This window comes from Shimia sp. MIT1388, from assembly GCF_047124445.1.
In the GTDB taxonomy this organism is placed as follows: domain Bacteria; phylum Pseudomonadota; class Alphaproteobacteria; order Rhodobacterales; family Rhodobacteraceae; genus Shimia.
The window spans coordinates 4,072,366-4,086,379 of record NZ_CP138921.1 but is presented as its reverse complement, the minus strand read 5'-3'; the positions used below and the strand labels follow the sequence as shown (position 1 = coordinate 4,086,379).

Here is a 14,014-nt window from a genome sequence, read left to right as displayed (position 1 = left end):
GGCTCAGGCCATATCTGGCAGCTTGTGATCTGCAAACTGTTTGCGCAGCGTGAGCTTGGAGACTTTGCCGGTGGCGGTGAGCGGCAGTTCGTCTACAAACACTACATCGTCCGGCAGCTGCCACTTGGCGAAGTGCTCCAGCAGCAGGTCCATCAACTCGCTGGCCTCGGGTTTGCCTTCGGGAGACGGCACCACCACCAGCAGCGGGCGTTCGTCCCATTTGGGGTGCGCCACGGCGATCACCGCGCAGTTGGCGACCTTGGGATGGGCCATGACGGTGTTTTCCAGATCAAGCGACGAAATCCATTCCCCGCCGGATTTGATCAGGTCCTTGGCGCGGTCGGTGATGGTGAGATAGCCGTTGGCGTCAATGGTGGCCACGTCGCCGGTGCCAAACCAGCCCTCGGCGTCAAAGGCGGTGGCATTGGCCTCTTCGTTTTCAAAGTAGCCAGAGGTGATGGCGTTGCCGCGCACATAAAGCTCGCCCGCGACCTCTCCATCATGCGGCAGGCGGTTGCCGTCCTCGTCGACAATTTTGAGATCGACGCCAAAGACACGGCGGCCTTGTTTGGATTTGATGGCGATGCGTTCGGCCATTGGCTTGCTGTCGAGATGATCTGGCAGATTGCCTTGGGTGCCGATGGGCGACATTTCGGTCATGCCCCAGGCGTGACAGACGTTCACGCCGCCTTCTTCAAAATATTGGATCATCGAAGCTGGCGCGGCAGAGCCGCCAACAACCATGTCTCCGAGGCCCTCGGGCATGCGGCCTTGGTTGGCAATTTCGCCTTGCAGGCCTAACCAGACGGTGGGCACCCCCCAGGCCGAATAGACTTTCTCGTCATCCATCAGCTTGAAGAGGCTGGCGCCATCGAGAGCGCCGCCGGGGAAAATCAAGGACGCGCCGGTGAGAGGCGCGGCATAAGGCAGGCCCCAGGCGTTGACATGGAACAGCGGGACAACCGGCAGGATACGTTTGCCCGGTTGCAGCGCAGCGGGCAGCGAGAGGCCAACCATCATGGCGTGCAACACGGTGGAGCGGTGGGTGTAGAGCGTGCCCTTGGGATTGCCTGTGGTGCCGGAGGTGTAGCACAGACCTGCGGCGGTATCTTCGGGCAGATCAGGCCAGTCGAAATGCTCCGGCTGGCCGTCCAGCAACTCTTCGTAGCAGAGGTAATCGCCGTCGGGCATATGCGCCCGATCGGTCATCACCACGACCTTGAGACCGTCCGGCCACTGGCCGCGCAGCGCGTCGACGATGGGCACAAAGGTCAGGTCGACAAACAGCATGGTGTCATTGGCGTGGTTGACGATGTAGGTCATCTGCTCAGCCGACAAGCGCGGGTTGATGGTGTGGCAGACGCCGCCTGCACCAGAGATGGCATAGTACAGCTCGAGGTGGCGGTAGCCATTCCACGCCAGCGTGGCGATGCGATCGCCAAGCTTCAGCCCCTGCGCGTTGAGCCCATGCGCCAACTGCGCCACACGTTTGGCGGTTTGGGCATAGGTTTGGCGGTGAATGTCGCCTTCGGTGCGGACCGAAACCACCTCCCCCTCCGAGTGGATTTCTGCCGCGTAGCTTAGAATGTCCGCAATCTTCAGCGGACGCATCATCATGGACCCTTGCATTTGGCCCTCCCCTGCCAATGAGTGTCTGTTCGCCTGAGTACGTTACGCGCAAGTTTCGAGATTTCAAAAGCCTGCGTTTGGAATGCCGTGACGTCGCGAAGGATCACAGCTCTGTGACGGATCACCGCTTATCTGTGCAGTAGCGCACAGTCTAGTTGCGGGGCTGCCGATGGTCGGGGCGCGACTGTCGCCCTATCTTGGAAGGCGAAAGGAGACATGCCATGTCGATCAGGCCAGTTTTGGAGACACGCAAGGCCATTGCCGCAATGGAAGGCGCAGGCGTGCATTTGCATCGGGTGTTCGGGTTTCAGGACCCAGAGGAGCTTGATCCATTTCTGATGATGGATCACTTCCGCAATGATGATCCCCGGATGTATGAGAAGGGCTTCCCTTGGCATCCCCATCGCGGAATCGAGACCATCACCTACGTCATTGATGGCGCGGTGGAGCATCAGGACAGCCTGGGCAACACCGGCAATCTCAAGTCCGGCGATGTGCAATGGATGACCGCAGGCAGCGGGATTCTGCATCAGGAGATGCCGACGGCAGATGCCAATGGGGTGAACCACGGGTTTCAACTGTGGGCCAACCTGCCGCGTGACCTGAAAATGACCGATCCGCGCTATCAGGACGTCGAGGCCAAGGAAATCCCGGAAATCATTGACGATGACGGCACCAAAGTGCGCGTTGTCATTGGCAGCTTCTGGGGCAAAACCGGACCGGTGGATGGCATTGCCGCCGATCCGATGTTCTTGGATGTGACCGTGCCAGCGGGGGTGAAAAAGACCTTCCCCATCGACACACGGCGTCGCGCCTTTGCCTACGTCTTTGAAGGCGATGCCGCCTTTGCCGATGCCAGCCAGCCGACCGGCATCCTGCTTGAGAAAGAGGTGGCAGGTGAGGAGCTGAACATCCGCGACATGAGCGGGGACCGCACCCTCATTCGCTTTGGCAATGGCGACGAGGTCACTGTGCAAGCCGGGGAACAGGGCGTGCGCTTTCTGCTGATTTCCGGTCAGCCGATTCAGGAACCGGTGGCCTGGCACGGGCCGATTGTGATGAACACGCAGGCGGAGTTGCAACAGGCATTTGCCGAACTGCGCAACGGCACGTTTATCAAACCGGCGCATTAAACACACTGGCGGCGGGAGAGGGATCTCTGGCCGCCAACCTTTGGCCTCCGCCAAAAAATCATCTCCACAAAGGCGTTTTGCGTATTAAGGTCATGCAAGGTGGAGGAAATCGGAGGGGGAACTATGGAGACATCACCTCGGGTGATGACCGGTTGGCAGCTGCTGTGCTTCAGCTTGTTGTCGGCGCCTTTGGCGATGGTGAACTTTGCCGTCGTCAGCTTTGTCCCGACATTTTATGCGGTTGATCTCGGCATTGGATTAGCCACGGTGGGGGCGGTGTTCCTGTTTGGACGGGCCTTTGACATCGTGACCGATCCGCTGGTCGGGGCCTTAAGCGACCGCACCCAGAGCCGCTGGGGGCCGCGTGTGCCTTGGATGATGGCGGGGTTTCCTGGATTATTGCTCTTTGTCTGGCTGCTGCTGTCCCCGCCAGACGGGGTCGGCGCGCTTTACCTCTTTTGCGTCGCCTCTGCCTATCTGCTGTTCGTGACCTTCTTTGATGTGCCCTATTCCAGCATTGGGTTAGAGATTTCCCCCAATGCGCATGAGCGCTCTGTGATCGCGGGCACAAAAGGCATCTTCCAGATTATTGGCGCGGTGCTGGCCTCGGTGGCCTCTGCGGTGTTTGCCGGGCAGATGGGGATGTCGTTGCAGATGACGGGCGTGATCTTTGTTGGGATGATGCCGATGGCTTTGGCGCTGTTCTGGTGGCGGACACCGCGCCAGCCCCGCCCCCCAGCACAGGCGCGGCCCAACCTCTGGAAAACCTGGGTGGACTGCATGAAAAACCGCGCGTTTCGCGGATTGATGCTGGCGTTTTTTGCGGTGCAGGCGGCCAATGCCATGACCGTGGGTCTGTTTGTTCTGTTTGCCACCCACGTGCTGCAGGCGCCGGACCTGGTGGGGCCGATGTTTCTGGCGCTGCTTCTGGCAACCGCGCTGTTTGTGCCCGTCTGGGTGATCCTGTCCAAGAAGATTGGCAAACAGCAAAGCTGGATCACTGCGATCGTGCTGTGCTGTCCGGTGGTACTGGCGGTCTATCTCGTGGGCGCAGGCGATACGGTGCTGGTCTTAATGATCAGTTTTGGGCTGGGGGCCTGCATGACCTGTGACGGCGTGATGCCAACGTCTTTGCTGGCTGACATTGTGGCGGCGGAGGGACAGCGTCAGGGACATTCGCAGGCGGCGAGTTATCTGGCGCTCAAGAACGTGGCCTCTAAAATGGCCTTTGTGGCGCTGATGGGCGTGGCGTTTCCGGTCTTGGGCTGGGCCGGGTTTGACCGGGACGCGGGCAGCGCGCCGGAGACTATGGGCGTCCTGCTGCTGTTCTTTGCCGCCGTGCCATGCGGGTTGCGGCTTCTTGTGGCGGGGCTTTTGTGGCGCAGCACGGCGCGGGACCGCGCCGAGGTGCCGATCTAAACGCCAACCGCCTTGCGCACCATGTCCCAGTAAATTTGCTCCACCTCAGCGAGAGACAGACGTCCGCCTTCGCGAAACCAGGTGTTGACGCCGGTCAACATCGCAATAACCGCCATGGTGGCAATCTTGGGATCGCTGACCTCAAAGTCACCGCTCTCAACGCCCGCGCGCAGAATGGCTTCCAACCCGTCCTCGTAGGCCCGGCGCAGTTCTTCGATTTGAGCGAAGTTTTCCGGCGTCAAGTTGCGCAGCTCCATATAGGCGATGAAAACTTCATCAGGCCGTTCAGAGTGAAACCGCAAGTGCAGGCGGGTGAAGTTTTCCAACGCCTCGGTTGGAGTGGCCCCGTCTGGCAGCTCTTCCCGCGCGGCCAAAAGCTCGGTCATGTGGGTTTGCATCAGGTCAAACAACAGGCTCTGCTTGTCCGGCGTGTAGTTATACAGCGCGCCGGCTTGCACCCCCACTTCGCGCGCGATCTGTCGCATGGAAACAGCGGCGTAGCCGTGTTGTGCAAAGAGTTTGAGCGCCGCATCGCGGACGCGCGGGCCGGTGATGCCGGAATGAGAGCCTTGAGTGCGTGCCATAGGGCATAATTATCTGAACATGCGTTCGTTTAAAAGCGGCTCTACAGCCTTCTGTTGTCTTCATCATGACTTGTGTGTCGCCACGGCCATAGGTCATAAAGCGGAGACCCAAATACGGACCCCGCCATGCAGCCTGCGCGCGCCTATGTTTTTATTGTACTGCCGCTCTCGATATTGACAGCCTGCGGCGAGATGCCTGACATGGCCGCCACCAGCGATCCGGCATTGGAAGCAGCCCCTTACCCCGACATCCTGCCGCAATATGCGCTGCCGAAAGCGCCCAAAGGCCGGTTGACGGAAAACAGCGAGGCCGAGCTGGAGGCTCGCGGCGCGCGGCTTCAAAACCGCGCCAAGAATCTTTAGGCCTTGCCGATCACGCCGCGCGTTGCACAGCACCCAAAGAGCGGCTAAACGGCAAAGTGACATAATCAACTCTCCTGCATAGAGGTAGCCCATCATGACCACTTCCCAGCCTACTCCGCTTCGTCTTGGGATTGCCGGTTTGGGCACCGTGGGCGTGGGCGTTGTGAAAATCATCCGCCAAAAAGCCAACGTGTTGGCTGCGCGGACCGGTCGTCCAATCGAGATCAGCGCAGTGAGTGCGCGCTCCAAAGACAAGGACCGCGGCGTCTCGCTGGCGGGCTATGCCTGGGAAGAGGATCCGGTTGCGCTGGCAAAACGCGACGATGTCGACGTGTTTGTGGAGCTGATGGGCGGTGAAGACGGCCCTGCCAAAGACGCCATCGAAGCCGCGCTGGCGCTGGGCAAAGACGTTGTCACCGCCAACAAGGCGCTGCTGGCGCACCACGGTCAGGCCTTGGCAGAGACCGCCGAAGCCAAAGGCGCGGTGATCCGGTTTGAAGCGGCTGTGGCCGGTGGTATTCCGGTGATCAAAGCGCTGACCGAGGGTTTGGCGGGCAACGACATCACCCGCGTCATGGGCGTGATGAACGGCACCTGCAACTACATCCTGACCCGAATGCAGGACGCGGGTCTGCCTTATGATGAAGTGTTTGCCGAGGCCGATGCGCTGGGCTACCTCGAAGCCGATCCGAACCTCGACGTCGGCGGCATCGATGCCGGTCACAAGCTGTCCCTGCTGTCCTCCATTGCCTTTGGCACCAAGGTGGATTTTGACGGTGTGGAGCTGGAAGGCATTCAGCGCATTTCCATTGAAGATATCAACCAGGCGGCAGAACTGGGCTTCAAGATCAAGCTGCTGGGTGTGACCCAGATGACCGGTCGTGGCCTTGAGCAGCGCATGTCGCCGTGCCTGGTGCCTGCGGACAGCCCGTTGGGCCAGCTTCAGGGCGGCACCAATATGGTGGTGATCGAAGGCGACGCGGTAGAGCAAGTTGTGCTGCGCGGCCCGGGTGCGGGCGAAGGCCCAACTGCCAGCGCGGTGATGGGCGACGTCTGTGACATCGCGCGCGGCTTCCGCCTATCAACCTTTGGTGTTCCGGCAGAGATGCTGACCACCGCCAAATCGGCCCAGTCCAACTCGCCTGCGCCATACTACTTGCGCCTCACCCTTGAGGACCGTCCGGGTGCCATGGCCAAGATCGCCACCGCCTTGGGTGACAATGGCATCAGCATCGACCGTATGCGCCAGACCCGCCATGACGATGCCCATGCGCCGGTGTTGATCGTGACCCACAAAACCCAGCGCGCGGCACTGGATGCCGCTGTGGTCGCGATGCGCGAAACCGGTGTGATGGCCGCCGATCCGGTGGCGCTGCGCATCGAGGCGGTGTGACCCACATCTGAGCGCGAAACGCTCAAATATAGTAAATTTTGAATAAATGCCAATCCACGGTACACTCCTAAGAGTGGTAGTGGGTTGGCGATTCTTGTTGTGCGATGGTTTTACGGCACTGCGTTTTAGAAGTGTGATCTGCCGCAGCGAATTATTTGTCCCGGTCGCGGCGCTAAGCGACTGCCGGACCTTTTTGTCTAGAAGATTTTCATTTGGGGGAGAACACCATGCCTAGGTTTAACTCATGGCTCGACTGGTTCCTGAAGCCTATCGTGATTGGCACGCGCAAAGGCGATGTGCTGTCCCTGGAAGGCAGCGACCTGCCTGGCAAGATCTTTGGACTCGGCGGCAATGACACGATGATCGGCGGCAACCGCAGCGATCTGTTGTTTGGAGGCCGGGGCAACGACAACATTTCCGGCGGGCGCGGCAACGACCGGATTTTTGGCGGTCACGGCGATGACACCATGTCCGGCGGCGAGGGCTATGACTTGATTTGGGGTGGCCGCGGGCGCGACACCGCTGTCTATGAGGGCTCTGTGTTTGGCTACAGCTGGGAACAGGGATGGTTCCGCAAGTTCTACGTCAAAGACATCGACCACTCCGATGGCAACACCGCCATTGATACCCTGCGCGGCGTCGAGCTTTTGCAGTTTGACGACTACACCTTCAACATCCGCGGAGCCAATGCCGCCTTGGTATTGGGTGAGGACGCCACCACCGATGAAGACACGCCGGTGGTGATTTCTTTTGATGCCTATGATTTTGACGGTGGCACGGTCACGGTGGCGAGCATTTCCACCTCCCAAGGGAGCCTGAGCCTGATCGGCAGCAGCGCCTTGGCCCAGGGCATGGGGGTTGGTGCCAGCTTCAGCTACAGTTTTAACCCGACCACAGCCTTCAATTATCTCTCTGTCGGCGACTATGAGACCGCGACCATCACCATTGTGATTGATGACGGCCAGGGCAACCTCACCACACAGACGCTGGATGTCACGGTGACCGGGGTGAACGACGCGCCCAGCATCACCAGTGTGACCAATGAGGTTGGCGACCTACAGGAAGACAGCGTGCTTGCGGCCAATGGTGTGGTCTCTGCCGTGGATCCCGACGTGAACGACCTGCTGACATTCTCGGGTGGCACCGGCACCTATGGCACCTTTGCCATTCATCCCGATACCGGCGCCTGGACCTACGCCTTGGACAACGCTTCTCTTGCGGTGCAGAAATGGGCGTGGGCGACAGCCTGGTGGACACCATTGTGGTGCAGGTTTCTGATGGCAACGGCGGCACCGACACAGCCAACGTTTCGGTGACATTCTACGGCAGTAACGACGCCCCGGAGATCAGCGCGATCACCTATGACAATGACACCGTCACCGAGGACGGCGCGGTGCAAACCGCCTCTGGCGCGGTGGTGGCCGATGATATCGACAAGAACGACACGCTGAGTTTCAGCGTCGTTGGCAGTGCCACCGGTGCGTACGGCACGCTTGCGCTGGATTCCAACACCGGCACCTGGAGCTATGTGCTCGACAACAGTTCCGCGGCAGTGCAAGCCTTGGCCGCCGGACAAACCGTTGTGGAAACCTTTGACGTTCAGGTCAGCGACGGCAACGGCGGGTTTGACACGGAAACCATCTCGATTGACGTGACCGGCAGCAACGATGCGCCGGTGGTCAACGGCACCGTGTTTAATGTTCGCGAGGTAACAGAGGACGGCGGTCTGTTCGCGCGGGGCCTTATTGAGGTCACCGACATCGACACAAACGACACCCTGAGCTTTACGGTGCTGGGCAGCGACACCAGCGGCTTTGGCACATTGACCGTGAACCCGAATGGCAGTTGGAGCTATGCGCTGAACAACGACAGCGAATTGGTGCAGGGCCTAAATACCGGAGATGTGCGCACCGATACTTTCAATGTGGCGGTGACCGATCCAAGCGGCGCGCGGGCCACCACCACAATCTCCATCACCATCAATGGCGCGGATGACGCAGAACCCGATCCCGGCGATGGCGGCGACGGCGGTGAGCCACCGGTGCCGGTTTCCACAACCCTGTCGTTTGAGGGACAACCTCACGCGGCCTCATTTGAAGGCACGGCGGGCGGTGTGCTTTGGTCGGCGGGCTGGGCCACGATCGACACCACGCTGTTTGGCCAATTGGGCGGCAGCCGTGGCGGCGGACAGCTTGACACCGGCGTGGCCAATGGCGCCACCAGCGGTGTGATGGTGGTTGGCGGCACGGGCGGCGTAACGCTGAATGGCGATTTTGTCGACACCTTCGATTTTGAAAGCGCGCAAGTCACTTCGGCATTCAACGAGGGCATGCAACTGACCGTGGAAGCCTTTGACCAATCCTTCCAGTTCATAGAGACCAGCCCCGGTGTGTTTGAAAACGTCGAGGTCTTCACAAGTCTTGGGTCCGAGACCTTCACGCTCTCCACCACCGGCCCGACATTGCTGGAATTTGACGATGCCATCTTTGATGCGGTGGATCGTGTGGTCTTCACAACCGCTGGCGGCACACCGTTGCCGCTACCGCTGTCCGGCGACCTGTTTGTCATGGATGATGTGACCATTTTTGTCTGATCTCCGATTTGAGACCATTCCCGGCGGGCTCAGGTTGCGCCGGGGATAGGGCTGCGCTATTGCGGTCTTAAACGTGTTCAAAAGGATTTATTTCATGTCGCTGAAGCCGGAATTTCACGATCGCATGTTGTCCCTTGGCCTCGCCCGCGTTGCGGAACAGGCTGCCATTGCGTCCGCTGCCTTGATTGGCAACGGGGACGAAAAGGCCGCTGATCAGGCCGCCGTTAATGCGATGCGCGAGCAGCTCAACCTTTTGGACATCGCAGGCGTGGTGGTCATTGGGGAAGGCGAGCGTGACGAAGCCCCGATGCTCTACATCGGCGAAGAAGTTGGCAACGGCAACGGCCCCGGCGTGGACATCGCGCTGGACCCGCTGGAAGGCACCACGCTGACCGCAAAAGACATGCCAAACGCGCTGACCGTGATTGCCATGGGCCCACGCGGTTCCATGCTGCACGCGCCGGACACCTATATGGACAAGCTGGCGATTGGTCCGGGCTACCCGGAAAACGTTGTTTCGCTGGACATGAGCCCAAAAGAGCGTGTGGAAGCCCTGGCCAAAGCCAAAGGCTGTGAGACCTCTGACATCACCGTGTGTATTCTGGAACGCCCGCGCCACGAAGACGTGATCGCCGAAGTGCGCGCCACCGGCGCCTCCATCCGTCTGATCACCGATGGTGACGTGGCCGGTGTGATGCACTGTGCCGAAGCCGAAGAAACCGGCATCGACATGTATATGGGCCGCGGTGGCGCACCAGAAGGTGTTCTGGCAGCCGCTGCTCTGAAATGCATGGGTGGTCAGATGTGGGGCCGTCTGGTGTTCCGCAACGATGACGAGCGCGCGCGTGCCGCCAAGACTGGCATCACCGATCTGGATCGCATTTACTCCCGTGACGAGATGGTCACCCAGGACGTGATCTTTGCAGCCACCGGCGTGACCGGCGGGTCCCTGCTGCCACGGATCAAGCGCACCCCGGGTTGGATCGAGACAGAAACCCTGCTGATGCGTTCCAAATCCGGTTCTGTTCGGCGCATGACCTACCGCGCACCAGTGGATCAGACCTCTTGATCGCAACAAACATTCTTGTTTGAGTGGGCCGCGCGCCCAGATGGCCCGCCTCTTTGGCGGGCCTTTTCATAAGACGAAGGCCCTGACATGACTGATTTCCTTGGTGTTTCCGAAAGCTTGACCGGACGGCGCTGGGTGGGGCCGGATGTGGAAACCACCCGTGCAGCGGAGCAACTGGCACAAGACACCGCTTTGCCCCCTGCCCTCTGTGCCGTTCTGGCGCGGCGTGGTGTGAGTGCTGGCGAGGCCGAGAGTTTTCTGGAGCCCAAGCTGGTCGATCTGCTGCCGGACCCGCGCAGCATCAAAGATATGGAAGTGGCCGCCGGACGCTTCTTGCAAGCCGTGAAATCCCGCCAGCGCATCGCGGTCTTTGCCGATTATGACGTGGACGGCGGCACCTCCGCCGCGTTGCTGATCACCTGGCTGCGCCAGATGGGCTTGCAAGCGACGCTCTATGTACCGGACCGGATTGACGAAGGCTATGGCCCCAATGAAGCGGCGATGGCGGAACTGGCCAAGGCCCATGACCTGATCATTTGTGTGGATTGCGGCACATTAAGCCACGCCCCCATCGCGGCGGCCGTAGGCGCAGATGTGGTGGTGCTGGATCACCACTTGGGCGGAGAGACCTTGCCGGACTGTGTGGCGGTGGTGAACCCCAACCGGCAGGATGAAAGCGGCGATCTGGCCCATCTCTGTGCGGCCTCGGTGGTGTTCCTGATGCTGGTGGAAGCCAACCGGCAGATGCGGGAGGCGGACGGCACGCGAGGACCGGACCTGATGGCGATGCTCGATCTGGTGGCGCTTGGCACCGTGGCCGACGTGGCGCCGCTGATTGGCGTGAACCGCGCCTTGGTGCGGCAGGGCCTGAAAGTGATGGCTCGGCGGGACCGTCCCGGCGTGGTGGCCTTGTCAGACGTGAGCCGCATGGATTCTGCGCCCAACAGTTACCACCTCGGCTTCCTGCTGGGGCCACGGGTGAACGCGGGCGGTCGGATTGGGCAAGCCGATCTGGGCGCGCGTCTGTTGTCGACCAATGACCCTGCCGAGGCGGAGGCTTTGGCCGCGCGTCTGGACGAGCTCAACACCGAACGCCGCGACATTGAAGCCTCGGTACGCGCGGCCGCCATGGCGCAGGCCGAAGAGCGCGGATTGGACGCGCCGCTGGTCTGGGCGGCAGGCGAAGGCTGGCACCCCGGCGTGGTGGGCATTGTCGCCTCCCGCCTGAAAGAAGCCACTAACCGGCCTGCGGTGGTGATTGGACTTGAAGATAGCGAAGGCAAAGGCTCCGGCCGCTCGATCTCCGGCGTTGATCTGGGCGCGAGCATTCAGAAACTGGCCGCCGAGGGCCTGTTGATCAAAGGCGGCGGACACAAGATGGCCGCGGGCCTCAGCGTGGCGCAGGATCAATTGGAACCGGCCATGGAACGCCTGTCTGACCTGCTGGCCAAACAAGGCGCAGGCGACGCCGGGCCGGCGGACCTAAAACTCGACAGCCTGCTGATGCCCACAGGGGCCACGGTCGACCTAATCAACGACATCGACAAGGCTGGCCCCTTTGGGGCGGGAGCGGCCGCGCCGCGTTTTGCCTTCCCGGACGTGGAAATCCGATTCACCAAACGTGTGGGCGACAGCCACCTGAAACTGACCTTTGGCGACGGCTTTGGTGCACGCATCGATGCGATTGCCTTTGGCGCCTATGACACGCCACTGGGCCCCGCGCTCGAATCGCATGGCGGCGCGCGCTTCCACCTCGCCGGGAGGTTGGAAATCAACACCTGGGGCGGGCGTCAGTCGGTGCAACTGCGACTTGAAGACGCCGCGCGCGCCTAGCCAAAGCTTCCTTTGGCCCTCAAAATCCTGGGGGAATCGCAGCCCTGCTGTGGTGGGGGCAACGCCCCCGTCCCCGTCGCAAAAATTTTCCGGAAGTCGCGCAAATTTCCACTTGCACCCACCCCATGGTTTCACTAGATACGCCTCACGCTTAAGCGCGTCCCGTTCGTCTATCGGTTAGGACGCCAGGTTTTCAACCTGGAAAGAGGGGTTCGATTCCCCTACGGGATGCCATAAGCGGGGTATAGGGACCTGGTCTCTGACGCGCCCATAAAAGAGCGTCCCGTTCGTCTATCGGTTAGGACGCCAGGTTTTCAACCTGGAAAGAGGGGTTCGATTCCCCTACGGGATGCCACTTTTATCCTCCATCACATGAACTTCGCCGCAAAACCACCTGTGCGTTTTCGTGTTGTGTACCGCGCCTTTCTGCATGGCATCGCAAAAGAAAAACGCGCCCATCCGTGGGGATGCGCGCGCTGGAAAGTCTGACCTGAAGACACTTAGCCCCAATCGCGGCAGACGTATTTGATCTCGGTGAACTCTTCCATCCCGAGACGGGCGCCCTCACGACCCAGACCGGACTGCTTGGTGCCGCCAAAAGGAATCGGAGCGCCGGTGACCTTGGTGCGATTCACCGCCACCATGCCGTATTGCAGCGCACGGCTGAGGCGGTAGATGCGGCGCGGGTCGTGACTGTGCACATAGGCCACCAGACCGTATTCCGTGTCATTGGCCGCCGCGACGACTTCGTCCTCGCTATCAAAGGGCGTGATTGGCGCAACCGGACCAAAGGTTTCTTCCGACATGATCTGCGCCGCTGCGGGCACATCGGTCAGCACGGTGGGTTCAAAGAACAGCGTGCCCAGCGCATGACGCTTGCCGCCACAGGCCAGCGTGGCACCTTTGGCCAGGGCATCCGCCACATGTTCTTCCTGCTTCTGCACCGCCTTCTCGTTCATCAGCGGTCCAATGTCGGGATCATCCATGCCAACCCCAACGCTCAACGCTTTGGTGGCGGCGACAAACTTCTCACAGAAGGCCGGGTAGATGTCGCGTTCCACAAAAATGCGGTTGGCGCCGAGGCAGTCCTGACCGGAAGTGGCAAATTTGGCCTTGATTGTTTCTTCAACCGCCACGTCCAGATCCGCGCCCTTGAAGACAATCACCGGCGCGTGGCCGCCCAGCTCCATGACCAACCGCTTTACCGTGCTGGCGGACTGGCGATAGAGCAGCTTGCCCACCTCGGTAGAGCCGGTGAAGGACAGCGCGCGCACGCGGGTGTCGCGGGTCCAGGGTTCCACTACGGTGGGGGCAATGCCCGTGACCACGTTGAACACGCCCGCCGGAATACCGGCACGCTCGGCGAGTTCCGCCAGCGCCAGCGCGCTATACGGGGTTTCACCGGAAGGGTGCGCCACCACGGTGCAGCCCGCGGCCAATGCAGCGGCGGCTTTGCGGGTCAACATGGCGGAGGGGAAGTTCCACGGGGTGATCAGCGCGGCTACGCCCACCGGTTCGCGCCACAGTTCCACTTCGGCATCCGGCAGGTGGCTGGTGACCCCTTCGATGTTGGGACGTTTGGATTCTTCGGCGTAGAACTCCACAAAGGCCGCGCCATAGTCGATCTCGCCGCGGGCTTCGGAAATGGGCTTGCCCTGTTCCAGCACCATGATGCGGGCGAGGTCTTCCTTGTGCTCAAGTTGTAGCTCAAACCAGCGGCGCAGAATGGCTGCACGTTCCTGTGGCAACAGCGCTGCCCAAGCCGGGAAGGCCGCCTGTGCCGCGTCCACCGCCGCCGAGGATTCCTCGGCAGACATCGCGGCCACGCCGCCCAGGTGGGTGCCATCCGCCGGATTGGTCACGGCAAAGCTGTCGCCGTCCTTGGCCGCCAGCCATTTGCCGTTGATGTAGGAAAAGGACCGCACAAGGGCCTTGTCGGTGATGTCTGCGCGGGCAGAGAGCGCGGTTTGCGTCATGGTGGAAAGTCTCCTCTAGATG

The 14,014-nt window shown here is 60.9% G+C and carries 11 protein-coding genes and 2 tRNA genes; 10 read left to right on the top strand and 3 right to left on the bottom strand.

The genetic code is table 11. From position 1 onward, the window contains the following. Positions 1–3 precede the first annotated feature (3 nt). Positions 4–1,629 (bottom strand): long-chain fatty acid--CoA ligase, encoded by a 1,626-nt coding sequence (locus SIB92_RS20080; RefSeq protein ID WP_412553678.1) that lies wholly within the window; start codon positions 1,627–1,629, stop codon positions 4–6. Positions 1,630–1,850: 221 nt separating this feature from the next. Between SIB92_RS20080 and SIB92_RS20075 the strand changes: the two genes are divergently transcribed. Both SIB92_RS20075 and SIB92_RS20070 read left to right on the top strand, forming a co-directional pair. After that, on the top strand, positions 1,851–2,762 hold the full coding sequence (locus SIB92_RS20075; protein WP_412553677.1) for a pirin family protein: 912 nt from the start codon (positions 1,851–1,853) through the stop codon (positions 2,760–2,762). A gap of 123 nt (positions 2,763–2,885) precedes the next feature. Next, positions 2,886–4,181: an MFS transporter gene (locus SIB92_RS20070; protein ID WP_412553676.1), complete on the top strand. Its 1,296-nt coding sequence runs from the start codon at positions 2,886–2,888 to the stop codon at positions 4,179–4,181. On the opposite strand, the gene SIB92_RS20065 is transcribed toward SIB92_RS20070, so the two are convergent. Then, positions 4,178–4,765 (bottom strand): TetR/AcrR family transcriptional regulator, encoded by a 588-nt coding sequence (locus SIB92_RS20065; RefSeq protein ID WP_412553675.1) that lies wholly within the window; start codon positions 4,763–4,765, stop codon positions 4,178–4,180. The two genes, SIB92_RS20070 and SIB92_RS20065, sit on opposite strands and share 4 nt — an antisense overlap. 192 nt (positions 4,766–4,957) lie before the next feature. Between SIB92_RS20065 and SIB92_RS20060 the strand changes: the two genes are divergently transcribed. The 8 genes from SIB92_RS20060 (at position 4,958) to SIB92_RS20025 (ending at position 12,371) form a co-directional block, all read left to right on the top strand. Further along, entirely contained in the window at positions 4,958–5,128 is a 171-nt protein-coding gene (locus tag SIB92_RS20060; RefSeq protein ID WP_412553674.1) for a hypothetical protein, read from the top strand. Positions 5,129–5,222: 94 nt separating this feature from the next. Continuing rightward, complete coding sequence (locus SIB92_RS20055) at positions 5,223–6,521, top strand: homoserine dehydrogenase (RefSeq protein WP_412553673.1); 1,299 nt, start codon at positions 5,223–5,225, stop codon at positions 6,519–6,521. Between the two features lie 227 nt (positions 6,522–6,748). After that, positions 6,749–7,837: a VCBS domain-containing protein gene (locus tag SIB92_RS20050; protein WP_412553672.1), complete on the top strand. Its 1,089-nt coding sequence runs from the start codon at positions 6,749–6,751 to the stop codon at positions 7,835–7,837. Beyond that, a complete protein-coding gene (locus SIB92_RS20045) occupies positions 7,756–9,114 on the top strand; it encodes a VCBS domain-containing protein (RefSeq protein ID WP_412553671.1) in 1,359 nt (452 codons plus the stop codon). The genes SIB92_RS20050 and SIB92_RS20045 overlap by 82 nt, the downstream gene beginning before the upstream one ends. A gap of 94 nt (positions 9,115–9,208) precedes the next feature. Next, positions 9,209–10,183, top strand: a complete 975-nt coding sequence (gene glpX / locus SIB92_RS20040; protein ID WP_294119431.1) for a class II fructose-bisphosphatase — start codon at positions 9,209–9,211, stop codon at positions 10,181–10,183. 87 nt (positions 10,184–10,270) lie between these two features. Beyond that, entirely contained in the window at positions 10,271–12,016 is a 1,746-nt protein-coding gene (recJ, locus tag SIB92_RS20035) for a single-stranded-DNA-specific exonuclease RecJ (RefSeq protein WP_412553670.1), read from the top strand. 159 nt (positions 12,017–12,175) lie between these two features. Beyond that, positions 12,176–12,250, top strand: a tRNA-Glu gene (locus SIB92_RS20030). A 46-nt stretch (positions 12,251–12,296) separates the two neighbouring features. Further along, positions 12,297–12,371 (top strand) — tRNA-Glu (locus SIB92_RS20025). 145 nt (positions 12,372–12,516) lie between these two features. On the opposite strand, the gene SIB92_RS20020 is transcribed toward SIB92_RS20025, so the two are convergent. Continuing rightward, positions 12,517–13,992, bottom strand: coding sequence for an NAD-dependent succinate-semialdehyde dehydrogenase (locus SIB92_RS20020; RefSeq protein ID WP_412553669.1), 1,476 nt, complete (start codon positions 13,990–13,992; stop codon positions 12,517–12,519). Positions 13,993–14,014 lie beyond the last annotated feature (22 nt).

Excerpts from the sequence above, each read along its gene's own strand:
- SIB92_RS20080 (WP_412553678.1), bottom strand. The coding sequence starts at position 1,629 with ATGCAAGGGTCCATGATGATGCGTCCGCTGAAGATTGCGGACATTCTA.
- SIB92_RS20075 (WP_412553677.1), top strand. The coding sequence starts at position 1,851 with ATGTCGATCAGGCCAGTTTTGGAGACACGCAAGGCCATTGCCGCAATG.
- SIB92_RS20070 (WP_412553676.1), top strand. The coding sequence starts at position 2,886 with ATGGAGACATCACCTCGGGTGATGACCGGTTGGCAGCTGCTGTGCTTC.
- SIB92_RS20065 (WP_412553675.1), bottom strand. The coding sequence starts at position 4,765 with ATGGCACGCACTCAAGGCTCTCATTCCGGCATCACCGGCCCGCGCGTC.
- SIB92_RS20060 (WP_412553674.1), top strand. The coding sequence starts at position 4,958 with ATGCCTGACATGGCCGCCACCAGCGATCCGGCATTGGAAGCAGCCCCT.
- SIB92_RS20055 (WP_412553673.1), top strand. The coding sequence starts at position 5,223 with ATGACCACTTCCCAGCCTACTCCGCTTCGTCTTGGGATTGCCGGTTTG.
- SIB92_RS20050 (WP_412553672.1), top strand. The coding sequence starts at position 6,749 with ATGCCTAGGTTTAACTCATGGCTCGACTGGTTCCTGAAGCCTATCGTG.
- glpX (WP_294119431.1), top strand. The coding sequence starts at position 9,209 with ATGTCGCTGAAGCCGGAATTTCACGATCGCATGTTGTCCCTTGGCCTC.
- recJ (WP_412553670.1), top strand. The coding sequence starts at position 10,271 with ATGACTGATTTCCTTGGTGTTTCCGAAAGCTTGACCGGACGGCGCTGG.
- SIB92_RS20020 (WP_412553669.1), bottom strand. The coding sequence starts at position 13,992 with ATGACGCAAACCGCGCTCTCTGCCCGCGCAGACATCACCGACAAGGCC.